Raw genomic sequence first — 24,288 nt, 5'->3', positions numbered from 1 at the left:
CGATGAAGACAGGCACTCACAGCGTCGCCGATCTGGTCGAGGTGGCGGCGAGCCGGCGACCCGACGCGCCGGCGCTCGTCGTCACCGCCGGGCGCACCCCGGTCAGCTACCGCGACCTGGTTCGCCTGGTCGACGACCTGGCCGGACAACTGAATCGGGGCGGGCTGTCCGCGGAGGATCGGGTCGCGCTCCGTGCCGGCAGCAACGCCGAGTTCGTCGTCGGGTTGTTGGCGGCGTCGCGCGCCGGGCTGGTCGTGGTTCCGCTGGACCCGGCCCTGCCCGCCGGGGAGCAGCGCACCCGAAGCGAGGCGGTCGGGGCGCGGGCGGTGCTGGTCGACGGCGTCGGCCCCGGCGACGAGGGGGAGCCGGGGCTGCGGCGGTGGCCGATCGCGGTGACCGTCGAGGCCGGCGCGGCGGCGGTGCATCTCGACGCCGCGACGCCGCCGGGGCAAGACGTTTCGACGCCGCAGGGGCTCTCCGAGGACGACGCGATGATCATGTTCACCGGCGGAACCACGGGCGTGCCGAAGATGGTGCCCTGGACGCAGGAGAACATCGCCGCATCGGTGCAGGCGATCATCGCCGGCTACGAGCTGGGCCCGCAGGATGCGACGGTCGCGGTGATGCCGCTCTACCACGGTCACGGGCTGATCGCCGCGTTGCTGTCGACGCTGGCGTCCGGGGGCACGGTGCTGCTGCCGGCGCGGGGGCGGTTCTCCGCGCACACGTTCTGGGACGACATCGACGCCGTCCGGGCCACCTGGTACACCGCCGTCCCGACGATTCACCAGATCCTGTTGGAGCGCAACAAGACCGAACAGGCGAGCAACAAGCCGGCCGCACTGCGCTTCATCCGCAGCTGCAGCGCCCCGCTCACCGCGGAGGCGGCCCAGGCGCTGCAGGAGACGTTTTTGGCGCCGGTGGTGTGCGCCTTCGGCATGACCGAGGCCACCCACCAGGTGGCCACGACCGGCGCCGGGCAGAGCGAAAACCCCGCCGCCACACCGGGTCTCGTGGGCCGGTCCACCGGGCCCGAAATCCGGATCGCCGCACCGGACGGTCGGCCGCTGCCGGCGGGGTCCGTCGGGGAGGTCTGGCTGCGCGGCACCACCGTGGTGCGCGGCTACCTGGGCGACCCGGCGATCACCGCCGCGAACTTCACCGACGGATGGCTGCGCACCGGCGACCTGGGATCATTGTCGGCCGCGGGCGATTTGACCATCCGGGGCCGGATCAAGGAGCTCATAAACCGCGGCGGCGAGAAGATTTCGCCGGAGCGCGTCGAGGGCGTCCTGGCCACCCATCCCAACGTCCTCGAGGTGGCCGTCTTCGGCGTGCCGGACAAGATGTACGGGGAGACGGTGGCCGCGGTGATCGTGCCCCGGCAATCGCCCGCGCCGACATCCGCCGAGCTGGTGGAGTTCTGCCGCGAGCGGCTGGCGGCCTTCGAGATTCCCGCCACCTTCGCCGAAGCCGCCGCCCTGCCGCACACCGCGAAGGGCTCGCTGGACCGCCGCGCCGTGGCCGACCAATTCGGCCGCGGGGATCAGTCCTGAGGCGCGCGCCGAGATTGCCGTGAAGGTCGCGATTTTGACGCCAGCACAACCAGGGCCGCAATCTCGGCCAAACTACCTGCGCCGACGACGGCTCACACCGTGGTCTTCACCCGGGCTGCCGCGGACTCGGGCATGGGTTCGTAGCGGGCGAAAGAACGGGTGAACGACGCGGCCCCGTGCGCCAGCGAACGCAGGTCGATCGCATACCGTGTCAGCTCGACCTGAGGCACCTCGGCCCTGACCAGCGTGCGTTCGTTCCCCGCGGCCTCGGTGCCGAGCACGCGCCCGCGGCGCCCCGACAGGTCGCCCATCACCGCGCCGACGAAATCGTCGGGCACCAGCACCGAGATCTCGTCGATCGGCTCGAGCAGGGTCACCTTGGTCGCCGCCGCCGCCTCGCGCAACGCCAGCGCGCCGGCCGCCTGAAACGCGAAGTCCGACGAGTCGACGCTGTGCGCCTTTCCGTCGAACAAGGTGACGCGGATGTCGACCACGGGGTAACCCGCGTGGACGCCCTTTTCCATCTGCGCGCGCACCCCCTTCTCCACGCTCGGGATGAAGTTGCGGGGCACCGCGCCGCCGACCACCTTGTCGACGAACTCGAACCCGGAGCCCTCGGGCAGCGGTTCGACCTCGATGTCGCACACCGCGTACTGGCCGTGCCCGCCGGACTGCTTGATGTGGCGGCCGTGTCCTTTTGCCTTGCCGCTGAAGGTTTCTCGCAGCGGGACGCGCAGGTCGACCGTGTCCACGGTGACGCCGTAGCGGTTGGCCAGTGCGTCCAGCACGACGCCGGCGTGGGCCTCGCCCATGCACCACAGCACGATCTGGTGCGTTTCCTGGTTCTGTTCGATCCGCAGCGTCGGGTCTTCGGCGGCGAGGCGCCCCAGCCCGACGGACAGTTTGTCCTCGTCGGTCTTGGCGTGCGCCTGAATGGCCACCGGCAGCAGCGGTTCGGGCATCGTCCACGGCCGCAGGACCAGCGGCTCTGACTTGTCCGAGAGGGTGTCGCCGGTCTCGGCGCGGCTCAGCTTGCCGATGGCGCAGATGTCGCCGGCCACCACGGCGGCCGCGGGGCGCTGCTGCTTGCCGAGCGGGAACGACAGGACCCCGATGCGTTCGTCCTCGTCGTGATCGGGGTGCGAATGCCCGTTCCCGTTGGCGGCGCCGAAGAACGACGCAAAATGGCCCGACACATGAACCGTCGTGTCGGGCCTGATGGTCCCGGAAAACACCCGGACCAGGCTCACCCGGCCGACGTAGGGGTCCGACGTCGTCTTCACCACCTCCGCGAGCAGGGGCGCGTCGACATCACAGGCCAGCGTTGCGTGCGTCGCGCCGTTCGGCGTGAAGACCTCCGGGAGCGGGTGTTCCATCGGGGACGGGAAGCCGCGGGTGGCGACCTCCAGTAGTTCGAGGGTGCCGACGCCGGTGCCGCTGCAGACCGGGATCACGGGGAAGAACGAGCCCCGGGCGACGGCCTTCTCCAGGTCCTCGATGAGCACCGACTCGTCGATCGATTCGCCGCCGAGATAGCGGTCCATCAGGGTCTCGTCCTCGGACTCCTCGATGATGCCCTCGATCAGGCTGCCGCGCGCCTCCTCGATCCGGTCGGCGTCCGCGGGGTCGGGCGGCTGCGTGGTGCGTTTGCCGCCCGAATACAGGTAGCGCGTCTGCGACAGCAGGCCGATCAGGCCCTCGCAGGACGGTGAGCCGATCGGCAGATACAGCGGTAGTACCTTGTCGCCGAACGCGTTTTGCGCCGCGGCCAGCGCCTCGGAATAGTTTGCCCGGGCGTGGTCGAGCTTGGTGATCACCACGGCGCGTGGCATGCCGACCTGGCTGCACTCCTGCCAGAGCGACTTGGTCGGCTCGTCGACGCCCTCGTTCGCGGCGATCACGAACAGCGCGCAGTCCGCGGCGCGCAACCCGGCGCGCAGCTCGCCGACGAAGTCGGCATACCCGGGCGTGTCGACCAGGTTGATCTTGATGCCGCCGTGCGACAGGGAGGCCACGGCGACGCCGACGGAGCGCTGTTGGCGGATCTCGGCGTCGTCGTAGTCGCAGATGGTGCTGCCCTCGGTGACCGATCCCGGCCGGGTCAGCACGCCGGCGGCGACCAGGAGCGCCTCGACCAGGGTGGTCTTGCCGCCGCCAGAGGGCCCGACCAGGACCACGTTGCGAACATCGCCCGGACCGTTCGCCGTGGGAGCGGCCGCCACGCCCAGGGAAGTGTTCGCCTTGTCCGCCATGACTTTCCTCCAGTTCCGCAGCGCTGAGGCGTCCTGCAGCGCGGTGTGGTGCAGACCACAGGACGCCTGTAGGCAACTTTTCCCCCAACTGCCGCCCAACACAAGGCCACCGGCCAGCCACAATTGGGGGCGGTGCGTTCCCCCGAATCAATGCCGACGGCCGTCGGGTCAGGCGTGCCAGCCCGACCAGCGCCGCACCGTGACCGCGATGACCGGGCCGTCCAACGAAACCGATTGGTACTGGGGATATTTGGCGCGCAGGAGCCGCAAGCCGGTGTCCATCGCCGCGCCGTCGCTGTGGATGGAGGCGAGACCGTCGGCGCGGACCCACCACAACCGCGCCCAGTCGTCGGCGTAGTGGTCGACGAGCAGGCTGACCTGTGGGTTGCTTTCGATGTTGGCCAGGCGCCGCAGCCGTCGCGTCGACTTGGGTTTCGCGTCGACGGCCGTGTAGATGACGTCGTGCCCGCCGGGCGCGGCCTCGTCGACGGCGAAGACCACCGGCACCAGGTGCGGGGCGCCGTCGGGCGCGGCGGTGGCCAGGCGGGCTATCGGTGACTGTGTGAATCGGGCCTTCGGGTCGAATTCACCCACCGCCTCAGATTAGGGCCGAGGGCGGGCCCGGTCGCGCTAGGCCGAATTGCGCGCCTCCTCCTCCGACCGTTCCGGTCGGCATCGTCGCCGCGCTAGGTTAACCGCATGCTGGCCGAGACCCAGATCACCAACCTCCTGTACCGCTATGCCGAATGCATCGACGCCGGTGACCTTGCGGGCGCGGCCACGCTGTTCGAACACGCCCGCATCAGGATCGGCGGCTCGGACGCCGAACCGGACACCGTCGACTCGGCCCGGCTGTTGGGGATCTGGAAATCGCTGATCCTGCTTCATCCGGACGGGACGCCGCGAACCAAGCACGTCACGACCAATCCGATCATCGAGATCGATGAGGGCGCCGGCACCGCGAGTTGCCGCAGCTACTACACGGTGCTGCAGCAGACCGACGACCTACCGCTGCAGACCATCGTCACCGGCCGCTATCACGACCGATTCGAACGCGTCGACGGCCGGTGGCGGTTTTGCTATCGCGATCTCACGCTCATCGACATGGTCGGCGACGTCAGCAGGCACCTGGCCCACCCCATCGCGCCGGCCCAAGGGGCCTGAGCGCTGTTGTGAATAGCTATCTGCATTACGGTTATACAGATCGAGTCGTGTTACCCAGACCGGGAGGCTGGGCCAAATTCTGGTTCTTACTGCGTCGCAGGAGGTGACGGTATGAGCAAATGGCACCACCGCTCCGTCTGGTGGTCATGGCTGGTCAGCGTGCTGGCCGTGGTGGGGCTGGGCCTGGCCATGGCCGCGGCGCCGGCGTCCGCGACGCCGACCCACGACCGGCCCCTCGCGCCGCTCGACCCGTCGGGCATCGTCGGCAGGGTCGGGCCCCAGGTCGTCGACATCAGCACCAAGTTCGGCTACAACAACGCCGTCGGAGCCGGGACCGGCATCGTCATCGATCCGGGCGGCGTCATTCTCACCAACAACCACGTGATCTCGGGGGCCACCGACATCAACGCGTTCGCCGTCGGCAACGGCCAGACCTACGCCGTCGACGTCATCGGCTACGACCGGACCGCGGACGTCGCGGTCCTGCAGCTCCGTGGCGGTGGCGGCCTGCCCGCCGCCAACATCGGCGGCGGGGTCGCGATCGGCGAGCCCGTCGTCGCGCTGGGCAACGCGGGCGGTCAGGGCGGCACGCCGAGCGCGGTGGCCGGTAAGGTCGTCGGGCTCAACCAGAGCGTGTCCGCGACCGACACCCTCACCGGCGCGGAGGAGAACCTGGGCGGGTTGATCCAGGCCGACGCGGCGATCAGGCCCGGTGACTCGGGCGGTCCGATGGTCAACGAAGCCGGCCAGGTGATCGGGATGAACACCGCGGCCACCGACAGCTACAAGATGTCCGGCGGTCAGGGTTTCGCCATCCCGATCGGCACCGCGATGGCGGTCGCCGGACAGATCCGGTCCGGCGCCGCGTCGAACACCGTGCACATCGGCCCGACGGCCTTCCTGGGCCTGGGCGTGACGGACAACGGTGGCAACGGCGCCCGGGTTGAACGCGTCGTGGGCAGCGGTCCCGCGGCGGCGGCCGGAATCTCGGCCGGCGACGTCATCACGGGGTTCGACAACATACCGATCACCGGGGCCACCTCGATGACGGATGTGCTCGTTCCGCATCATCCCGGCGACACCGTCACCCTGCACTGGCGCGCCAAGGGGGACGGCGAACGCAGCGGACCGGTGACGCTGGCGGACGGGCCTCCTGCCTGATGCCGCGCGGATAATGACCGCCTCCCGCTGGATTCGCTTGCGGCACATCGGGATTGGTCGTCCGCTTGCGGTCGTGATTCCCGAGTTGCCGTGTCGGGTACACGTGGCATCGTGGAATTGATGAACGACGCAAGAGACGCAGTCGAGCACGATCCCGCGGGGGGCAGTCACGTCGAGGGCGGCGTGGTCGAGCATCCGAACGCCGAAGATTTCGACAACGCTGCCGCGCTGCCCGCCGATCCGACCTGGTTCAAGCACGCGGTCTTCTACGAGGTGCTGGTCCGGGCGTTCTTCGACGCCAACGCCGACGGGTCGGGTGACCTGCGGGGGCTGATGGAACGCCTGGACTACCTGCAGTGGCTCGGCATCGACTGCATCTGGCTGCCCCCTTTTTACGATTCCCCGCTGCGTGACGGCGGCTACGACATCCGGGACTTCTACAAGGTGCTGCCCGAGTTCGGGACGGTCGACGACTTCGTGGCGCTGCTGGATGCCGCCCACGAGCGGGGCATCCGGGTGATCACCGACCTTGTGATGAATCACACCTCGGAATCCCACCCCTGGTTTCAGGAGTCCCGGCACGACCCCGACGGGCCATACGGCGATTACTACGTGTGGAGCGACACCAGCGACAAGTACACCGACGCCCGCATCATCTTCGTCGACACCGAGGAATCGAACTGGACCTTCGACCCGGTCCGCCGCCAGTTCTACTGGCACCGGTTCTTCTCCCACCAGCCCGACCTGAACTACGAGAACCCGGCCGTTCAGGAGGCGATGATCGACGTCATCCGCTTCTGGCTGGGGCTGGGGATCGACGGGTTCCGCCTGGACGCGGTGCCCTACCTGTTCGAACGCGAGGGCACCAACTGCGAGAACCTCCCCGAGACGCACGCGTTCCTCAAGCGGGTTCGCAAGGTCGTCGACGACGAGTTCCCCGGCCGCGTGCTGCTGGCCGAGGCCAACCAGTGGCCGGGTGACGTCGTCGAGTACTTCGGGGATGCCAGCACCGGCGGCGACGAGTGCCACATGGCGTTCCACTTCCCGCTGATGCCGCGGATCTTCATGGCGGTCCGGCGCGAATCGCGGTTCCCGATCTCCGAGATCCTGGCGCAGACGCCGGCGATCCCCGACATGGCCCAATGGGGGATCTTCCTGCGCAACCACGACGAGCTGACGCTGGAGATGGTCACCGACGAAGAGCGCGACTACATGTACGCGGAGTACGCCAAGGACCCGCGGATGAAGGCCAACGTCGGGATCCGCCGGCGCCTCGCACCGCTGCTGGACAACGACCGCAACCAGATCGAGCTGTTCACCGCGCTGCTGATGTCGCTGCCCGGCTCGCCGGTCCTCTACTACGGTGACGAGATCGGCATGGGCGACGTGATCTGGTTGGGGGATCGCGACGGGGTGCGCACGCCGATGCAGTGGACACCGGACCGCAACGCCGGCTTCTCGAAGGCCAACCCGGGGCGGCTGTACCTGCCGCCCAGCCAGGACTCGGTGTACGGGTACCAGGCGGTCAACGTGGAGGCGCAACGCGACACCTCGACGTCGCTGCTCAACTTCACCCGGGTGATGCTCGCGGTGCGAGGGCGGCACAAGGCTTTTGCGATCGGAAGATTCGAGGAACTGGGCGGGTCGAACCCGTCGGTGCTGGCGTTCGTGCGTCACGCGGCGGACGACGGGGACACCGTGCTGTGCGTGAACAACCTGTCCCGGTTCCCCCAGCCGATCGAATTGAACCTCCAGCAATGGAGCGGCTGCACACCAGTGGAGCTGACGGGGCATGTGGAGTTTCCGCGCATCGGTCACCTGCCCTACCTGCTGACACTGCCGGGACACGGGTTCTACTGGTTCCAGCTGACCGGATGTGAGGAGAACGCATGACGACTCAGCCAGTCAAGCTGCCCTGGTCTGAGTGGCTTCCGCAGCAACGGTGGTACGCCGGACGCAACCGCGAGCTGTCGAGCGCCGAGCCCGGCGTCGTCGTGCCGCTGCGCGAGGACCTCGACCTGGTCCTCGTCGACGTCCGGTACACCGACGGCTCCTCGGAGCGTTACCAGGTGATCGTTCGTTGGGACTCCGCGCCGGTGTCCGAGTACAGCACCGTCGCCACCATCGGGGCCGCCGACGACCGCACCGGTTTCGACGCGCTGTACGACACCGACGCGCCGCGGTTTCTGCTCTCGCTCATCGACGCGGCCGCCGTGCGCGGCTCGTCCGGTGACCAGGTGGCGTTCACCAAAGAGCCCGACGTCGAGCTGCCGCTGGAGGCGCTGCCGCACGTCTCCGACGCCGAGCAGAGCAATACCAGCGTGATCTTCGATCGAGACGCCATGTTCAAGGTCTTTCGGCGGGTCAGCAGCGGCATCAATCCCGACATCGAGCTCAACCGGGTGCTCGCCCGCGCCGGCAACCCGCACGTGGCGCGGTTGCTCGGCACCTACGAGATGGTCCCGCCGGACGGTGATCCGTGGCCCCTGGGCATGGTGACCGAATTCGCGTCGAACGCCGCCGAGGGCTGGGCCATGGCCACCGCCAGCGTGCGCGACCTGTTCGCGGAGGGCGACCTGTACGCCTACGAGGTCGGCGGTGACTTCGCCGCCGAATCCAACCGGCTGGGTGAAGCCGTGGCGTCCGTGCACGCCACCCTGGCGGAGTGCCTCGGCACGGCCGACGCCATGTTCCCGGTCGACACCGTGCTGGCGCGGCTGTCGTCAACCGTCGCAAAGGTGCCCGAACTCGAGGAATACGCGGCGACGATCGAGGAGCGATTCCAAAAGCTCGCGGGCGAGACGATCACCATCCAGCGGGTGCACGGCGACCTGCACCTGGGGCAGGTGCTGCGCACACCGGAGAGCTGGCTGCTGATCGACTTCGAAGGCGAACCGGGACAGCCGCTCGACGAGCGGCGCGCGCCGGATTCGCCGTTGCGCGACGTGGCCGGGGTGTTGCGGTCGTTCGAGTACGCCGCCTACGGGCCGCTGATCGACCAGGGTGCGGACAAGCAACTCGCCGCGCGCGCCCGCGAATGGGTCGAGCGCAACTGCGCCGCGTTCTGCGACGGCTACGCGGCGGTGTCCGGCACCGACCCGCGCGATTCGGCGCAGCTGCTGGCCGCCTACGAGCTCGACAAGGCGGTGTACGAAGCCGGTTACGAGGCGCGACACCGCCCGGGCTGGCTGCCGATCCCGCTGCGATCCATCGCCCGGCTGACCGCGGCATAGTGCAAACATAGGTATTACCTATGTGCCGCCTGCGATTTGGGTGTGCGTCTGACAGCATGTTCGTGTGGCGAGTGAAACTTTCAACAGCGAGGCGAGGCTGTCGTGGGTGCTGGCCGTCCTGGCCGGTCTGCTGGGGGCGATTTCGTTTACCCATTCCCAGGGGTACTTCGTGGTGTTCATGACCGGCAACGCCCAACGGGCGGTGCTGGCCTATTTCACGAAACAACCGTGGCTTGCCGTGAGTGCTGCGGTACTCATGGTGTCCTTCGTGGGCGGCGTGGTGATCGCCTCGGTGTGCCGGCGACACTTCTGGGTTAACCATCCGCACGGCCCGACCGTACTGACCACGTTCGCTCTGGCGGCCGCCACCGTCCTTGACGTTGTCGACGAAGGCTGGGAGGAGAACTTCCTCGACTTCGCGCCAATTGTGGTGTTGGCCTTCGCAAACGGCACTCTGAACACGTCGTTCGTCAAAAACGGCGAGGTGTCAATCCCGTTAAGCTATGTGACCGGCACGATGGTGAAGATGGGGCAGGGCATCGAGCGTCATATCGCCGGTGGAAAAGCGGCCGACTGGCTCGGCTACTTTCTGCTGTTGGCCAGCTTCATGATTGGCGCCGCGGCGGGGGGCTTCATCGGCGTGGTCGTCAACGGGACCTGGATGCTGGTGATCGCCACGGCCGCTTGCGCATTGACCACCCTGTACACCTACTTCCACCAGGACCGCCGGGCTTTGTTGGAAGCAGAGTCAGAAAAACAGCATCGGCAGCAGCGCTGACCGGTGCGCTACTGCCGATGCCGGCTTTGGGGGTGTCAGGCGGCTGGTTGTGCCGGTTGTGCCGGTTGCGCAGTCGTGTTGACGGCGTTGAGCACCTGGATGATGTCCGGCTTCATGGCAACCAACTGCTGGTTCCAGTAGGGCCACGAGTGCGTCCCGTTGGCCGGGAAGTTGAACACCCCGTTGCGTCCGCCCGCGGCCACGTAGTTGTTCTGGAAGGTTTCGTTGGTGCGCAGCGTGAGGCCTTCCAGGAACTTCGCCGGCATGTTGTCGCCGCCGAGGTCGCTGGGTGTGCCGTTACCGCAGTACACCCAGACCCGCGTGTTGTTGGCGACCAGCCGCGGAATCTGGACCATCGGGTCGTTGCGCTTCCACGCCGGGTCGCTGGACGGACCCCACATGCTGTTGGCGTTGTAGCCACCGGAGTCGTTCATCGCCAGACCGATCAGGGTGGGCCACCAGCCCTCGGACGGGTTGAGGAAGCCGGATAGCGAAGCGGCATAGGGGAATTGCTGCGGGTAGTAGGCGGCCATGATCAGGGCCGAACCGCCCGACATCGACAGACCCACCGCGGCGTTGCCGAACGGCGACACCTGCTTGTTGGCCTGCAGCCACCCGGGCATCTCCTGGGTCAGGAACGTCTCCCACTTGTAGGTGTAGTTCTGGCCGTTGCCGGACGAGGGCTGGTACCAGTTGCTGTAGAAGCTGGACTGCCCGCCGACGGGCATGATCACCGACAACCCGGACTGGTAGAACTCCTCGAAGGCCGGGGTGTTGATGTCCCAGCCGTTGTAATCGTCCTGTGCCCGAAGGCCGTCGAGCAAGTACACCGCGTGCTGTCCACCGGGCTGGAACTGCACCTTGATGTTGCGGCCCATCGACGGCGATGGCACCTGCAGGTATTCCACCGGAAGTCCCGGCTTGGAGAACGCCCCCGCGGTAGCCGAGCCGCCGACGGCGCCGACCAGACCCGACAACAGGGCAGCCCCCACGGCCGCGATGGCCAGCCGGCGCGGCATCCTCGCCGCTGCGCCACGCACCTTCCGCACCTCTTCGATGAACGACATAGCTCCCTACCCATCCCAACTTTCATGGTTTGTTCGATGCCGCGCGATTACGGTCGAATCTGTTCGCATGCGCAGTGAAACACAGGGGGAGGGCGTAATTCGTCTGTCGCGGCCGCGATGGGAGATCGCGGTTGGCTAACGATTGGGAGTCGGCCGGGAATCGTTACATTCGGGTCACGAATGGCGTACGAATCCGTGCCGGTGGCGCCCCTACGCGACGAGCCGGCGCAAAAGCGTTGAAGCCGTGGCGATTCCGATCAGCGCCGCCACCACCAGCACGATGAAGTCGGCCGGGTTGTACGGGGTGCCGATCAACAGCGCACGCAGCGCGTCCACCTCGTAGCTGAGCGGATTGACCTTGCTCAGCGCGTGCAACCAAGCGGGCATCACGTCGACGGGGTAGAGCGCGTTGGACGCGAAGAACAACGGCATCGTGATGGCCTGGCCGATTCCCATCAGGCGGTCGCGGGACAGGACCAGGCCGGCCAGCGTCATCGACAGGCAGGCGAAGAACGCCGCGCCGAGCATCACCACGGCCATCGCCGCGAGGATCCGCAACGGATTGATGGTCAGGCCGATGTTCATCAGGTACGCCAGCGCCATCACCCCGACCACCTGGGCGACCGACCGCACTCCGGCCGCGAACGCCTTGCCGGTGATCAGCGCCGACGCGGGGGCTGGCGTCACCATCAGCTTGGCCAGCACGCCGGCGTCGCGGTCCCAAATGATCTGTATGCCATAGAAGATCGAGATGAACAGCGCCGACTGCGCGATGATCCCGGGCGCCAGGAACGCGAGGTAGGACACCGACCCGGTGTGGATGACGTGCAACTTGGAAAACGTCGTGCCGAAGATCAGCAGCCACAGCGCGGGCTGCACCATCCGGGTGACGAGTTCGGTCCGGTCGTGCTGCAGCTTCTGCAGTTCCACGATCGCGAACGCCCCGACCCGCGCCACCGTTGCCTGGACCCGTTGCCACCCGCGCGGGGCGCGAACCAGGATGGCCGCCGGGGCTTTGGGTGCGATGTCAACTGGCACGGCTGGCAACCTTTCTGCTGGAACGGATCTCACGGAAGGAGCCGGCCGATTCCGTCTGGCCGGACAGGTCCTCCGCCGCGTAGTGGCGGAACACGTCCTCGAGCGTGGCGCCGGGCGACACGGTGGCCTTCAGCTTCGCGGGCGTGCCCACGGCGCGCAGCCGGCCGCGGTGCATCAGTGCGACCCGATCGCACAGCGCGTCGGCCTCCTCCATGTAGTGGGTGGTGAGCAGCACCGTCATGCCGAACTGGGCCTGCATGCTCCGCACCTGCTGCCAGACACCGTCGCGGGCGATCGGGTCCAGCCCCACCGTCGGCTCGTCGAGTACCAGCAGCGACGGGCGGTTGACCAGCGCCTGCGCCACCTCCAGGCGGCGCACCATGCCGCCGGAATACGCCCCGGCCCGCCGGTCGGCCACGTCGAGCAGTTCCATGGCGGCCAGCGCCTGTTCCACTCGTTCGGCCCGGCAGGCGCGCGGCACCCCGTAGAGCCGCGCGAACCACTGCACGTTCTGCCGCCCGGTCAACGCGGGCTCGACCGAAAGCTGTTGGGGCACATAGCCGATGTTGCTGCGAATGTCGATGGTCTGGCGGCGGGCGTCCATGCCGAAGATGCGCAATTCGCCGCGCTGCACCGGCGTCAACGTGGTGAGCATGCGGACCAGCGTCGTCTTTCCGGCGCCGTTGGGTCCCAGCAGGCCCATCGTCTCGCCCGGGCGCACCTGCAACGTCACGTCATCGACGGCGGTGAACTGGCCGTACCGGTAGGTCAGGTTCCGGCCGTCGATGGCCATCGGCAGTCGTTCGCTCATGATCGCCGTTCCTGCAGTAGTCGGGTCATGGTGTCAAGAACCTCCAATCCCTTTGTCAGGGACTCGATTTGATCGTCATCAAGCTCGCCGAGTACCTCGGCGACCAGTGCGCGGCGCGCGGCCCGAGACGCGTCGACGAGCTGCTGGGTGGGTTCGGCGAGCCGCAGCTGGCCGACGCGGCGGTCCGATTCGCCCACGGTCCGGATCAGCAGTCCGTTGCCGGCCAGCTTGGAGACCAAGGTCGACGCGGTGTTGGGCACCAGGCCGAGCTCCGCCGCGGCGGCGCTGACCGAGATCCCCGGTCGCCGTCCGACCAGCCACAGCAGCTCCGCCTGGGACTCGGACAGCCTCGCGGAGTCGAGCCCCCGGCCGGCCGACCGGCGAAGTTGCCGGCGAAACCTGCCGACGACGCCGAACAGCTCGGCGACCACATCGGACTTCACTGCCCCCATATACCTCTGTTTACGAGCTAAATATGGGTACAAGCTGTGTGGGGGCTAGCTCCCAGCTACTTTTCGAGCGAATGCAGGACCACGTCGGTCAACGTCCCGTTGTCGACGCCGGCGGTCATGTAGCTGCAGAACGGTTGACGGCGGCGATCCGTGGGTGAACCCGGATTGAGCAGGCGCAGTCCGGTGTGCGTCGTGGTATCCCACGGGATGTGACTATGGCCGAACACCAGCACGTCGCGGTCGGGGTAGAGCCGTGACATCCGCGCATCCCTGCCGCTCGCGGCACCGGTCTCGTGGACCACGGTCAAGCGCAGCCCGTCCAACGTGGCGTCGGCACGCTCGGGCAGCCGGGCCCGCAACGCCGGCCCGTCGTTGTTGCCCCAGCACCCGACCAGCCGCGCGGCCCGGGCCTCCAGGGCGTCGAGCAAGTCGGTCGATACCCAGTCGCCGGCGTGCACCACCACATCGGCCGCGGCGACCTCGTCCCATACCCGCGCCGGCAGGTCGCGGGCGCGCCGCGGGACGTGGGTGTCGGCAATCAGCAGCAGCCTCACGCCGCCATCTTGCGCTACCGCTAGCCGTCCTGGCTGCGCGCCTCGGCGCCCGTCTCGCCCGCGTCGAAAGTGTCGTCGGAACCGGCCGCGCCCACGTACGACCCGTCGTCGCCTTCGGCGGCCCGTGATCGAGCCTCGTGCACTTCGGGCTCGACGTCTTCCTCGGCCCTGTGGCCCTTGTTTTCCGGCATGGGATCCAGGTTTCCCGCGCAGCGGCGCGCGAAACGGCGATGATCGGCTCCGATAGGGTGCATGCGGGCATCGACAGCATCCCGAGGAGGACCAATGCGCACCTTCGAATCAGTAGCGGACCTCGCCGCGGCGGCGGGCGAGACGATCGGGCAGAGCGACTGGGTGACCATTACCCAGGAAGACGTCAACCTGTTCGCCGACGCGACCGGCGATCACCAGTGGATCCACGTCGACCCGGAACGGGCGGCGGCCGGTCCGTTCGGCAAGACCATCGCCCACGGTTTCATGACCCTTTCGCTGCTGCCGCGGCTGCAGCACGAGATGTACACCGTGAAAGGGATCAAGCTCGCAATCAACTACGGCCTCAACAAGGTTCGCTTCCCCGCCCCGGTGCCGGTCGGCTCGCGCGTTCGCGCGCAGAGCTCGCTGGTCAGCGTCGACGACCTGGGTGACGGCGCCGTGCAGGCGACGGTGTCGACGACCATCGAGATCGAGGGCGCGCCCAAGCCGGCGTGCGTGGCCGAAAGCATCGTCCGCTACATCTCCTGAACGCGCGAGCAGACGCAGAATCGCACCAGAATCGCTGGGAGACTGCGATTTTGCGTCTGCTCGCGGTCAGAACTCGGCGATCGAGTGTTCCAGGCGCTCGGCCAGCCTGGCCTCGGCCTCGGCCCGCCGGGTCGGTATGTGCGCAGACGGGAAAGGCGTTGTCACGGGCTGGTATTCGCGCAACGTCCGACGGGCGACCGTCATCTTGTGCAGCTCGGTGGCGCCGTCGGCGATACCCAGCGACTCGGCCGCAACCAGCATCTTGACGAACGGCATCTCGTCGGAGACGCCGAGCGCGCCGTGCAGGTGCATCGCCCGCTGCGCGATGTCGTGCAACACCTGCGGCATGGCGACCTTCACCGCCGCGATGTCGCGACGCACCTTCTGGTAGTCGTGGTGCTTGTCGATCAACCACGCGGTGCGCAGCACCAAAAGCCGGAACTGCTCGATCTGGATCCAGCTGTCGGCGATCTTCTCCTGCGTCATCTGGAAGTCGGACAGGTGGCCGTGCCGGGTCTTGCGTGACACCGCCCGCTCGCACATCATGTCGAATGCCTTGCGCGCCAAGGCGATCGTGCGCATCGCGTGGTGGATGCGGCCACCGCCGAGTCGCGTTTGCGCGATCATGAACGCCTGGCCCTCGCCGCCCAGCACGTGATCGGCCGGCACCCGCACGTCGTTGTAGCGGACGTAGCCGTGCGAGCCGTGCTTTCCCGACTCGCCGCCGACGCCGACGTTGCGGATGATCTCGATGCCCGGCGTCTCGCCCGGAACGATGAACAGCGACATCTTGTCGTACGTGCGGGCGTCGGGTTTGGTCACCGCCATCACGATGAAGAACGACGCGTGTTTGGCGTTGCTGGAGAACCACTTCTCCCCGTTGATGACCCAATCGTCACCGTCCTGAGTTGCCGTGGTCACGAACATCCCCGGATCCGAACCGCCCTGCGGCTCGGTCATCGAGTAGCACGAGGTGATCTCGCCGTCGAGGAGCGGCTGCAGGTAGCGGGCCTTCTGTTCGTCGGTGCCGAACAGCGCGAGAATCTCGGCGTTGCCCGAATCGGGCGCCTGGCAGCCGAAGACCGAAGGTGCCCACCGGGAGCGTCCGAGGATCTCGTTGAGCAGCGCCAACTTGACCTGACCGAAGCCCTGGCCGCCGAGCTCGGGCCGCAGATGCGCGGCCCACAGGCCCTGGTCCTTGACCTGCTGCTGCAACGGCCTCAGGATCGCCATCATCTCGGCGTTCTTCTTGTCATACGGGTCGAGCGCCACCAGATCGAGCGGTTCCAGCTCGTCGACCATGAACTTTTCGACCCAGTCCAGCTTCGCCTGGTATTCCGTGTCCGTTTCGAAGTCCCACACCGTGGCCCACCGTTCCCCGGCGCAGCGCCGCACCGGACTCGTTGATGAAGCCACACCATCCTAGATGGCGGTGGCGGGGGATCAGTGGTCGCGGCGGGTCTCGATGACGCGCTCGGCGATGTCGACGAGCTTCTCCTGGCTTTCCTGGGAAAGCGCCCGCAGCATCTCGAAGGCGCGCACTTCGTCCACGCCGTAGCGTTCCATGATGATGCCCTTGGCCTGACCGATGCGATCTCGGCTGGACAGCGCCGATTCCATCTGCTCACCGTGGCGCCCGGCCATGATCGCGGCGGCCGCGTGCGCGGCAAACACCGATCCGATGGTCTCGGCTTCGGTGTCCCACACGCCGGCCCGGAAGCTGAACAAGTTCAGCGCGCCCGCCGTGCGGTCCGCGGTGTACAGCTTGAACGACAGGCTGCCGAGCACACCGTGCGCCACAGCCGCCGGCGCATACCGGGGCCACCGGGGCTCGTTGCGCATATCGTCGGCCCGAACCACTGTCTGTTTGAGGGCGGCGTCGGCACACGGCCCTTCGCCGAAGTCGTACTGCAGCTTGTCGAGCTGGGCGACCAGGCCGTCGGTGTCCGCGAGAGACGCGAAGTCCCCGCCCTTTTGCACCAGTAAGACGCCGGCGACATCCGCCGCCGGTATCAACTGCACCGCCGCCGCTGTCACATCGGCGAGTATGTGCTCGAGCGCTCGAGGCGCGGCCATCTCGCGGGACAGCTGCGCCATGCGCTCGGCCAGCTCGTGTTTGTCGCCCAAGTTCAAAACATTCATTGATCGGGTCCTACCTTCGCCCGCAAGTCGCGGCCATGGTGATTACGAGATTTGCTGTCGCCAGCGTTTCGTCACATAGCCCAGGGGTACCCGGCGTCGACCAGGACTATCGCAAATTCCCCAGGAGGCCCAATGTTCGTGCATAACAAAGATCTTCAATTCGAGGTGCGAGTCAGCGAGCCGGATCCCCGGTTTGCCACGCTTTTACAGGAGCAATTCGGCGGCGCCAATGGCGAGCTCAAAGCCGCAATGCAGTACTTCACCCAGGCCTTTGCCCTCCGGGGCAAAAACCCCAAGATGTACGACCTGTTCATGGACATCGCCACGGAGGAACTCAGCCACCTGGAGATGGTCGGCTCGATGATCACGATGCTGCTCGACGGGCTCAACGACAACTTGAAAATCGCCAACGAGAAATGCGATTGGATGCCCGCGGTGGCCAGCGGCGACGGCCGCGACCAGATCATCCACCAGGTGGCGGTCAACCCGCTGTATTTCGCGCTGAACGGTGGCACGCCCGACGTGAGCAACTCGCAGGGCGTGCCCTGGATGGGTTCCTACGTCAACGCCAACGGCGATCCGACGGTGGACCTGCGCAGTAACCTGGCCGCGGAGTCCCGGGCGAAGATCGTCTACGAGTACCTCAAGCAGTTCACCGACGATCCCGGTGTGCAAGACACGTTGACGTTCTTGATGACCCGCGAGGTCACCCACTATCAGCAGTTCACCGCGGCGCTCAACGAGCTGCCGGTGAACTTCCCACCGGGACAGCTGCCGGCAGATCCCCGCTTCCAGAACGTGGCGTTCAACATGTCCAACGGTGGGGGCGAGTCGATCCGCGGGCCGTGGAACCAGGGACAGGGACCGTGGCCCGAGGGCATGGAATGGGAGTACGTGGAAAAGCCCGAACAGCAATGGCTGGGAGGTACCGGCCGGCAAAACAAGGGCGCCGAGCAGAACCCGTCGGGGTCACCGGCCGTGAATGCCGAGAAGCCGTTCACCCACGAACAGCGCACTCCGACAAGCTAATTGAAACCAACGAAGGCCGGGCGCCGATCCATTCGACGCCCGGCCTTCGAATGCGTGGCCTAATGAACCTGCGGATCGGGCGGGTTGTCCTCGCCGCGACCGGTGACCGCATCGCGCACGTGATCGACGACCGCCGCGCCCATGCCGACCGTCTTCAATACGGCCGGGTTGGGCGGAGTGGCCGGATGCGGACGGGTGGGCGCCATTTTCTTTGCGGCCTCTAGCTTTTCGCCGATCTTCTCCAACTCTTCCCGGCTGATCGCCACCTCGACCTGCGGCCAGACCTGCTCTTGCTCATAAGCGATGTGTTCGCGGCCGGCTTTGACGAATTCCTGCAGCGCCTCGTGGTAGTCGGGCTCTCCCGGCTTGCCGTCCTCCAGTCGCTGCAGCAGCATCTTTCCGGCCTGCTCCTGCTCGATCGCCTTGTCCGCGAGCGAGTCACCGATCGCGCGACGCACCGCCGGCCAGAAGAACTGTTCCTCGATCGCTTCGTGCTGCGACTCGGCGATGATGAGGTTGTTCACCATGGTCTCGAGGCCGCTGCTCTGGGCGCCCGTGCCCGAGGGTGCGCCGTCCAGCGTTTCCAACAACCCGAGCACGCTCTGGTGATCCTGACGGAGAAAAGTGATCGCGTCCATGCCTTGCCTGATACCCGGGCCAGGGGCGATGAAACGACTAGCAACGACTAGCGGAGTCTGGGCAAGACGTTGCCGCCGTAGAAGTTGATCGCCGCGACGGGGTCGTCCTGGGGGAAGTGCAGAAAGGGAATTGCCCCGGCGTCGAGAACCCTTTGTACGGCGCCGATGTGGGCCGCAGCATCGGTGCCGACCGCCCAGTTCGCCAGCACCTTGTCGATGGGATTGGCCTCGGCGGCGCGTTGGATCTCGACGGGGTTCGGTTGGTCGACGGCGCCGGCGGTGAAGCGCCACAGCGTCGCGGCGCGGGCGGCCACGTCGTTGTTGCCGACGACCGCGAAAAGTTCGGCGCGCTTACCCAAATTGGCGGCGTCCCGCCCGGACGCCTGGGCACCCGCGCCGAATGCGGCGAGCAACGTCGGGTTCGTCAGGTCGTGGGCCTGCGTGATCCAGCCGTCGCCGTACTGACCGGCCAACTTCGCGCTCTTGGGACCCCCGGCGGCAACGAAGATCGGAGGCGGCGTCGGTGGTGTGTCGTAGAGCTTCAAAGAATTCGTCTGAAAGTAGCGGCCGGCAAAGGAGATTCGCGAGCCGCTCCACAGCTGGCGGATCAGTCCGATCGCCTCGACCAGTCGGTCGTGACGCTCGGCGTAATTGCCGAACGCGTTTGTGGTGGCCTGTTCGTTGAGCCGTTCGCCGGTGCCCAATCCCAGGAACACCCGTCCCGGGTTGAGGATCGCCAGCGAGGCGAACGCCTGGGCCACGGTGGCCGGGTGATAGCGATAGGTCGGGCAGGTCACCCCGCTGCCGAACGAGATTCGGCTGGTGGCGCTGCCGACCAGGGCCAGGGTCAGCCAGGGAAACATCGAGTGGCCCTCGTCGTCCTGCCACGGCTGGATGTGATCGCTGGCCCACGCGTACTGAAAGCCGGCTTGCTCGGCCGCGCGGGCCTGCGCGACCAGTTGGTCGGTGCGGAACTGCTCGTGCGAGAGCACCACCCCTACGCCCTTGCCCGCCGCCGGCGGCGCGGTCGGTTTGCCGCGGTCGGACCCGGGCTTCCCGCAGGCCTGCGGTAGTCCGACAGCGCCGAGCGCGCCCACGCCGGCGGCCATCCGCCCGAGCTTTCGCCGCGAGATGCCGGTCACCGGACCGGCATACCCCTCATGCTGCTCGCCACACCCACTAACGTGGCGTGGGTGGCACCGCAGGCGCGCCCGGCGCGCAAAGCCGACATCCGCGAACTGTCACGCACCCTGGCTCGGGCGTTCTACGACGACCCCGTCACCACCTGGATGCTGCCCGACGACGACGCGCGCCCCGCGCAGCTGATCCGGCTGTTCGGGACGCTGACGCGCCGCCATCATCTGGCCGGAGGCGGTGTGGAGGTCGCCTGCGACGGGCCGGGCGTCGGCGCCGCGTCCCTGTGGGATCCGCCGGGTCGCTGGCGGCAGTCGCGCTGGGAAGAACTGGCGATGCTGCCGAGCTTTATCCGGGTCTTCGGGTCGGATTCGGCGAGGGCGCGCACCGTGCAGGAACTCATGAAGCGGGAACATCCCGAGGAACCGCACTGGTACCTCGCCGTGATCGGGAGCGACCCGGGGGTCCGCGGGCGGGGTTTCGGCCAGGCTCTGATGCGGTCCCGGCTGGACCGCTGCGATGCCGAATACTGCCCGGCCTATCTCGAGTCGAGCAAGCCCGAAAACGTGCCGTACTACGAGCGTTTCGGGTTCACCGTCACCCGCGAGATCGAGTTGCCCGACGGCGGCCCGACGCTGTGGGCGATGTGGCGGAACCCGCGGTAGAACGGTGCCTAAGAAATCGGCACGTTTGTCGGCCCGCTGGCCATGTATTGGTATTGCGGGCAGTAGGCGGTGATGGCCGACGCGGTGAATGACGCGCTGTCGGCGCTGGACCAGTTGGTATAACCGGCCACGCCGGCTACGACATCGTTCATCGGTTCGGCCGGGTTGGCGGCGAGCTGGTCGCACACGTAAGCCCTGGCCACGAACATCGCGTTGTCGACGCTGCCGTATTGGATGCCGTTGCCATCGAGGGCCTGGAGGAAGGAGTCGTCTGCGGCGTCGGCCAGGGCCGGCGCGGCAAGCCCGATTCCGCCGATCACCGCCCCAGCCCCCAAAATGGCCGCTGCGACCGGAGTTGCACCAAAGAACATGTGCTGCGACTTTCTCGCTCAATGAAGTTGCCCGGAAGATCGCAGCGTATTCGCCTGCGGGGTCGGTCACATCGGGAATTGCGAAAGTTTAATCGCCGGGGCCAGGGGCAACCGGTCCATATGGCTATCGACAACGGCGACTTTCCCGAGGAGGGCGGTCCCGGCGACACCCTCAACCCGAGCGAAGGGACCGACTCCGACGAGCTGCGCAACGACGACGGCGACATCGTCGTCGATCCGCCCGAGGGCTGGAGCGAAGCCGACCGGTTCGGGATGACGGCCCGTGAGGAGCGGGAGGGCGAATCCCTCGACCAGCGGCTGGCCGAAGAGGAGCCGGACGTATTAACCGGCGCGCCCGCGGCGGTCGACTCGACCGATGACGGTGGCCCCGGGCGCGCCCACCGGTCCCAAATCGACGGCACTCCCGAGGACGGCGAATCGCTGTACGAGGTCGTCGACGAACAGACCGATGTTTAGTGCTCGGTTGTTCACTCCGTTGGCGAAGTGACCGTCGCTAGGGAGCGCTTCGCCAGCCGGCTATGCCGATGGTGATCATCCGCAATTGCTTGACGGCGAGCCGCCGGATGTCTTCCAGTGCCTCGGTGGTCTGAGCGTCCTCGATCGCCTCGGCGATGACGATCATCGCGTTCACGAACAGGGTCGCGAGGACGTTGAGGTCCTCGGTGCTCCACTCGTTGAGCCTGTTGAAGCGGGCCAGGTCGGTGGCCAGTTCGGAGGTGATCAGCCGCAGCTCGGTGCGGATGGCGTAGCGCAGCACGGTGACCCCGCCCGAGCGTTCCCGGTAAATGAACCGCCAGTGCTCGCGGCGATCGGTGATGCTGGCGATGACGGTCTCGACCGAGGACTCGATTACCCGGTTCGGATCCAGCCGACCGGTACGCGCGCCGCGCAGGGTGTCGCGCAGCGTGCGAAACGACTCGTCGATCAGCACCAGCCCGAGAGCCTCCATCGACTCGAAGTGGCGGTAGAAGGCCGCGGGCACGATCCCGACCTCGCGGGTCACCTCGCGCAGGCTCAGGCTGGAAAAGCTGCGGTCCTGCAGCAGCTTGAGGGCCGCGGCGATGATGGCGCGGCGCGTGGCCTCCTTGCGCTCCTCGCGCGACGGGTTTTCGCGTGAGCGCTCCCGTCCCGAGCGATGCGGGCGTGAGCTAGGAGTACGGCTGTTCACTATGTGAACCCTACCACAAACGTGCACTAAACCCTTGACTACCTGCGGGGGCCGGACGCACGGTGTACATATGTTCACTCAGACTTCGACCCGGAACCTCGCGCAAACCCTGCGCAAGCGCGTCCTGGGCTCAGACCTGTTAGACCTCCTCACCGGTCCGCACGGTGTGGACCGCTACACCGAGCTGGTGGCGCCGACCTGGACGCTGGGCGAGGCCCGCGCCAAGGTCGTCGACGTGCGGCGCACTACGCCGCGCAGCGTCACACTCACGCTCGCTCCCAACGAGGCCTTCGCGTCGACCCACACCCTCAAGGCGGGCCAGTACGTCAACCTCGCCGTCGACATCGACGGCCGGCGCCACACCCGCTGCTACTCGCCGGCCAACGCCGAAGGCAGCGCCAACCTCGAGCTGACGATCGGTCACCACGACGGCGGGGTGGTGTCGAGCTATCTGTACGAACGGGCCCGCCGCGGCATGGTGGTCGGCCTGGCCGGGATCGGCGGTGACTTTGTCCTGCCCGAGGCGCGCCCGCGGCGGATCCTGTTCGTCTCCGGCGGCAGTGGCATCACGCCGGTGATGGCGATGCTGCGCACGCTGATCGCCGAGCACCATCGGGGCGAGGTCGCGTTCGTGCACTACGCCCGCACCCCCGCGGAGGCGTGCTACCGCGAGGAACTCGCCGCGCACAACGATCGGCCCGGTGTGCGCGTGCTCCACGGCTACACCCGCTCGGGCGCCGGCGACCTCGCCGGGCGCTTCGGGCCGGAGCACCTGACCGCCGCGATGCCCAACCCCGATGTGGTGTTCGTCTGCGGGCCAACGGCTTTGGTGGAGGCGGTGCGGGAGCACTGTGACAACGTGTACACCGAGAGCTTCGTGCCGCCCGTCCTCGACGCACCGGCGAACCCGTCGGGCGGGCGAATCACATTCGCGGACAGCGGGATCGACGTCGTTGACGACGGTCGCTCGCTTCTGGAGCAGGCCGAATCGGCCGGCCTGACGCCGCAGAACGGCTGCCGGATGGGCATCTGCCACACTTGCACGCGGCGCAAGACCGGCGGAACGGTGCGCAACCTGATCACCGGCGCGGTGTCGACCCAACCCGACGAGGACGTGCAGATCTGCGTGTCCGTGCCCGTCGGTGACGTCGACCTGTCTCTCTAGGTTCCGAGCCTTGAAAGGAAGAGCCATGACACAGAACACGATCACCCTGACACCCGAGCAGGCCGAGGCATTCGGCCGCGAACTCGACGCCATCAAGGAACGCGTGATGGCGGACCTGGGCGAAGCGGACGCCGACTACATTCGCCGCGTCATCAAAACCCAGCGCGCGCTGGAGGTCGGCGGACGCGCGCTGCTGTTCCTGCCGCCGGCGTGGCCGCTGGGCACCGCGATGCTGGGCGTGTCGAAAATCCTCGACAACATGGAAATCGGGCACAACATCATGCACGGCCAGTACGACTGGATGCGCGACCCCACGATCTCGGGCCGCACGTTCGAGTGGGACACGGCCTGCCCCGCCGATCAGTGGCGGCACTCGCACAACTACATGCACCACACCCACACCAACATCGTGGGGATGGACCGCGACATCGGCTACGGCATCCTGCGGATGAGCGAAGACCAGCGTTGGCACCCTTACTACCTGGGCAACCCGGTCTACGCGTTCCTGCTGATGGTGCTGTTCCAGTACGGCGTCGCGCTGCACGAGCTGGAAACCGAACGCATCCGCTCCGGTGAGATCCGGCTGCGCGACAAGCGTGAGGTGCTGCAGGAGATCTGGAAGAAGACCCGGCGCCAGACGCTCAAGGACTACGTCGCCTTCCCGCTGCTCGCCGGGCCGTTCGCACCGTTCGTCTTCGCGGGCAACCTCTCGGCCAACCTGATGCGCAACGTGTGGTCGTACATGATCATCTTCTGCGGCCACTTCCCGGAGGGCACCCAGGAATTCACCGTCGAGGAGACCAAGGACGAATCCCGCGGCATGTGGTACTTCCGCCAGGTCCTGGGATCGGCAAACCTGACCGGGGGCAAGCTGTTTCACCTGCTTTCCGGCAACCTGTCGCACCAGATCGAGCACCACCTGTTCCCGGACATGCCGGCTCGCCGGTACGCCGAGATCGCACCCGAGGTGCAGGAGATCTGCCGGCGCTACGGCATCCCCTACAACCGCGGCCCGCTGGCGCGGCAGTTCGGCACCGTCGTCCGCAAGATCGTCAAGCTGACCCTCCCGGACTCGTGGGTGCGGAAACCCAGTGGCGACCACCCCGCCGATCGGCTTCCGGCCGCCGCATAACGTATGAGTCCCGTTC

The 24,288-nt window shown here is 67.3% G+C and carries 26 protein-coding genes; 12 read left to right on the top strand and 14 right to left on the bottom strand.

What is annotated here, in order from left to right:
- Positions 1 to 2 precede the first annotated feature (2 nt).
- The gene (locus AWB92_RS07080) at positions 3 to 1,556 is read left to right on the top strand and encodes a FadD7 family fatty acid--CoA ligase (RefSeq protein WP_142281975.1); all 1,554 of its coding nucleotides are present in this window, start codon (positions 3 to 5) and stop codon (positions 1,554 to 1,556) included.
- A 92-nt stretch (positions 1,557 to 1,648) separates the two neighbouring features.
- Here AWB92_RS07080 and AWB92_RS07075 read toward each other — a convergent pair whose 3' ends face one another.
- Both AWB92_RS07075 and AWB92_RS07070 read right to left on the bottom strand, forming a co-directional pair.
- The gene (locus AWB92_RS07075) at positions 1,649 to 3,808 is read right to left on the bottom strand and encodes an elongation factor G-like protein EF-G2 (RefSeq protein ID WP_085184673.1); all 2,160 of its coding nucleotides are present in this window, start codon (positions 3,806 to 3,808) and stop codon (positions 1,649 to 1,651) included.
- Between the two features lie 168 nt (positions 3,809 to 3,976).
- On the bottom strand, positions 3,977 to 4,402 hold the full coding sequence (locus AWB92_RS07070; RefSeq protein WP_085184672.1) for a TIGR03668 family PPOX class F420-dependent oxidoreductase: 426 nt from the start codon (positions 4,400 to 4,402) through the stop codon (positions 3,977 to 3,979).
- A gap of 105 nt (positions 4,403 to 4,507) precedes the next feature.
- Here AWB92_RS07070 and AWB92_RS07065 point away from each other — a divergent pair, with 105 nt between their 5' ends.
- The 5 genes from AWB92_RS07065 (at position 4,508) to AWB92_RS07045 (ending at position 10,144) form a co-directional block, all read left to right on the top strand.
- Positions 4,508 to 4,972, top strand: coding sequence for a nuclear transport factor 2 family protein (locus AWB92_RS07065; protein ID WP_085184671.1), 465 nt, complete (start codon positions 4,508 to 4,510; stop codon positions 4,970 to 4,972).
- 111 nt (positions 4,973 to 5,083) lie between these two features.
- Positions 5,084 to 6,133, top strand: a complete 1,050-nt coding sequence (locus tag AWB92_RS07060; protein ID WP_085184670.1) for a S1C family serine protease — start codon at positions 5,084 to 5,086, stop codon at positions 6,131 to 6,133.
- Between the two features lie 120 nt (positions 6,134 to 6,253).
- Entirely contained in the window at positions 6,254 to 8,026 is a 1,773-nt protein-coding gene (gene treS / locus AWB92_RS07055) for a maltose alpha-D-glucosyltransferase (protein WP_085184826.1), read from the top strand.
- Positions 8,023 to 9,366 carry a phosphotransferase gene (locus tag AWB92_RS07050; protein ID WP_085184669.1) on the top strand — a complete coding sequence of 448 codons (1,344 nt, stop codon included), beginning with the start codon at positions 8,023 to 8,025 and terminating at the stop codon, positions 9,364 to 9,366. Before treS ends, AWB92_RS07050 begins: the two co-directional genes overlap by 4 nt.
- Before the next feature lie 64 nt (positions 9,367 to 9,430).
- Complete coding sequence (locus tag AWB92_RS07045; protein ID WP_085184668.1) at positions 9,431 to 10,144, top strand: YoaK family protein; 714 nt, start codon at positions 9,431 to 9,433, stop codon at positions 10,142 to 10,144.
- 35 nt (positions 10,145 to 10,179) lie between these two features.
- Here the strand turns inward: AWB92_RS07045 and ag85C are convergent, their stop codons facing one another.
- The 6 genes from ag85C to AWB92_RS30005 form a co-directional block, all read right to left on the bottom strand.
- The gene (ag85C, locus tag AWB92_RS07040) at positions 10,180 to 11,211 is read right to left on the bottom strand and encodes a diacylglycerol acyltransferase/mycolyltransferase Ag85C (protein ID WP_085184667.1); all 1,032 of its coding nucleotides are present in this window, start codon (positions 11,209 to 11,211) and stop codon (positions 10,180 to 10,182) included.
- A gap of 210 nt (positions 11,212 to 11,421) precedes the next feature.
- Positions 11,422 to 12,249 carry an ABC transporter permease gene (locus AWB92_RS07035; RefSeq protein WP_241523392.1) on the bottom strand — a complete coding sequence of 276 codons (828 nt, stop codon included), beginning with the start codon at positions 12,247 to 12,249 and terminating at the stop codon, positions 11,422 to 11,424.
- The gene (locus AWB92_RS07030) at positions 12,239 to 13,060 is read right to left on the bottom strand and encodes an ATP-binding cassette domain-containing protein (RefSeq protein WP_085184666.1); all 822 of its coding nucleotides are present in this window, start codon (positions 13,058 to 13,060) and stop codon (positions 12,239 to 12,241) included. Before AWB92_RS07030 ends, AWB92_RS07035 begins: the two co-directional genes overlap by 11 nt.
- Entirely contained in the window at positions 13,057 to 13,512 is a 456-nt protein-coding gene (locus AWB92_RS07025; protein ID WP_085184665.1) for a MarR family transcriptional regulator, read from the bottom strand. Before AWB92_RS07025 ends, AWB92_RS07030 begins: the two co-directional genes overlap by 4 nt.
- A 56-nt stretch (positions 13,513 to 13,568) precedes the next feature.
- Positions 13,569 to 14,066, bottom strand: coding sequence for a metallophosphoesterase (locus AWB92_RS07020; RefSeq protein WP_085184664.1), 498 nt, complete (start codon positions 14,064 to 14,066; stop codon positions 13,569 to 13,571).
- A gap of 20 nt (positions 14,067 to 14,086) precedes the next feature.
- Positions 14,087 to 14,257 (bottom strand): hypothetical protein, encoded by a 171-nt coding sequence (locus AWB92_RS30005; RefSeq protein WP_173817371.1) that lies wholly within the window; start codon positions 14,255 to 14,257, stop codon positions 14,087 to 14,089.
- Positions 14,258 to 14,351: 94 nt separating this feature from the next.
- Between AWB92_RS30005 and AWB92_RS07010 the strand changes: the two genes are divergently transcribed.
- The gene (locus AWB92_RS07010) at positions 14,352 to 14,807 is read left to right on the top strand and encodes a MaoC family dehydratase (protein ID WP_068127921.1); all 456 of its coding nucleotides are present in this window, start codon (positions 14,352 to 14,354) and stop codon (positions 14,805 to 14,807) included.
- Positions 14,808 to 14,873: 66 nt separating this feature from the next.
- Here AWB92_RS07010 and AWB92_RS07005 read toward each other — a convergent pair whose 3' ends face one another.
- Positions 14,874 to 16,169 carry an acyl-CoA dehydrogenase family protein gene (locus AWB92_RS07005; RefSeq protein WP_085184824.1) on the bottom strand — a complete coding sequence of 432 codons (1,296 nt, stop codon included), beginning with the start codon at positions 16,167 to 16,169 and terminating at the stop codon, positions 14,874 to 14,876.
- Positions 16,170 to 16,250: 81 nt separating this feature from the next.
- Positions 16,251 to 16,949, bottom strand: coding sequence for a GAF and ANTAR domain-containing protein (locus AWB92_RS07000; protein ID WP_085184662.1), 699 nt, complete (start codon positions 16,947 to 16,949; stop codon positions 16,251 to 16,253).
- A 132-nt stretch (positions 16,950 to 17,081) separates the two neighbouring features.
- Between AWB92_RS07000 and AWB92_RS06995 the strand changes: the two genes are divergently transcribed.
- On the top strand, positions 17,082 to 17,978 hold the full coding sequence (locus AWB92_RS06995; RefSeq protein ID WP_068113126.1) for a manganese catalase family protein: 897 nt from the start codon (positions 17,082 to 17,084) through the stop codon (positions 17,976 to 17,978).
- Positions 17,979 to 18,037: 59 nt separating this feature from the next.
- Here AWB92_RS06995 and AWB92_RS06990 read toward each other — a convergent pair whose 3' ends face one another.
- Together AWB92_RS06990 and AWB92_RS06985 are read right to left on the bottom strand one after the other, a co-directional pair.
- Entirely contained in the window at positions 18,038 to 18,616 is a 579-nt protein-coding gene (locus AWB92_RS06990; protein ID WP_085184661.1) for a hemerythrin domain-containing protein, read from the bottom strand.
- A 47-nt stretch (positions 18,617 to 18,663) separates the two neighbouring features.
- On the bottom strand, positions 18,664 to 19,758 hold the full coding sequence (locus AWB92_RS06985) for a F420-dependent hydroxymycolic acid dehydrogenase (RefSeq protein ID WP_085184660.1): 1,095 nt from the start codon (positions 19,756 to 19,758) through the stop codon (positions 18,664 to 18,666).
- 51 nt (positions 19,759 to 19,809) lie between these two features.
- Between AWB92_RS06985 and AWB92_RS06980 the strand changes: the two genes are divergently transcribed.
- Positions 19,810 to 20,415, top strand: coding sequence for a GNAT family N-acetyltransferase (locus AWB92_RS06980; RefSeq protein ID WP_085184823.1), 606 nt, complete (start codon positions 19,810 to 19,812; stop codon positions 20,413 to 20,415).
- A gap of 8 nt (positions 20,416 to 20,423) precedes the next feature.
- On the opposite strand, the gene AWB92_RS06975 is transcribed toward AWB92_RS06980, so the two are convergent.
- Entirely contained in the window at positions 20,424 to 20,786 is a 363-nt protein-coding gene (locus tag AWB92_RS06975; RefSeq protein WP_085184659.1) for a DUF732 domain-containing protein, read from the bottom strand.
- A gap of 120 nt (positions 20,787 to 20,906) precedes the next feature.
- Here AWB92_RS06975 and AWB92_RS06970 point away from each other — a divergent pair, with 120 nt between their 5' ends.
- Positions 20,907 to 21,263, top strand: coding sequence for a hypothetical protein (locus tag AWB92_RS06970; RefSeq protein ID WP_085184658.1), 357 nt, complete (start codon positions 20,907 to 20,909; stop codon positions 21,261 to 21,263).
- Between the two features lie 37 nt (positions 21,264 to 21,300).
- On the opposite strand, the gene AWB92_RS06965 is transcribed toward AWB92_RS06970, so the two are convergent.
- Positions 21,301 to 21,975 (bottom strand): TetR family transcriptional regulator, encoded by a 675-nt coding sequence (locus tag AWB92_RS06965; protein ID WP_085184657.1) that lies wholly within the window; start codon positions 21,973 to 21,975, stop codon positions 21,301 to 21,303.
- Positions 21,976 to 22,045: 70 nt separating this feature from the next.
- On the opposite strand from AWB92_RS06965, the gene AWB92_RS06960 reads away from it, so the two are divergent.
- Together AWB92_RS06960 and AWB92_RS06955 are read left to right on the top strand one after the other, a co-directional pair.
- Entirely contained in the window at positions 22,046 to 23,140 is a 1,095-nt protein-coding gene (locus tag AWB92_RS06960; RefSeq protein WP_085184656.1) for a ferredoxin reductase, read from the top strand.
- Between the two features lie 25 nt (positions 23,141 to 23,165).
- A complete protein-coding gene (locus AWB92_RS06955) occupies positions 23,166 to 24,272 on the top strand; it encodes an acyl-CoA desaturase (RefSeq protein ID WP_085184655.1) in 1,107 nt (368 codons plus the stop codon).
- The last annotated feature ends 16 nt before the right edge of the window (positions 24,273 to 24,288 follow it).

This window comes from Mycobacterium sp. IEC1808 (genome assembly GCF_002101935.1).
Lineage (GTDB): Bacteria > Actinomycetota > Actinomycetes > Mycobacteriales > Mycobacteriaceae > Mycobacterium.
The sequence above is the reverse complement of the archived record's forward strand: the minus strand, read 5'-3'. Positions and strand labels throughout refer to the sequence as shown.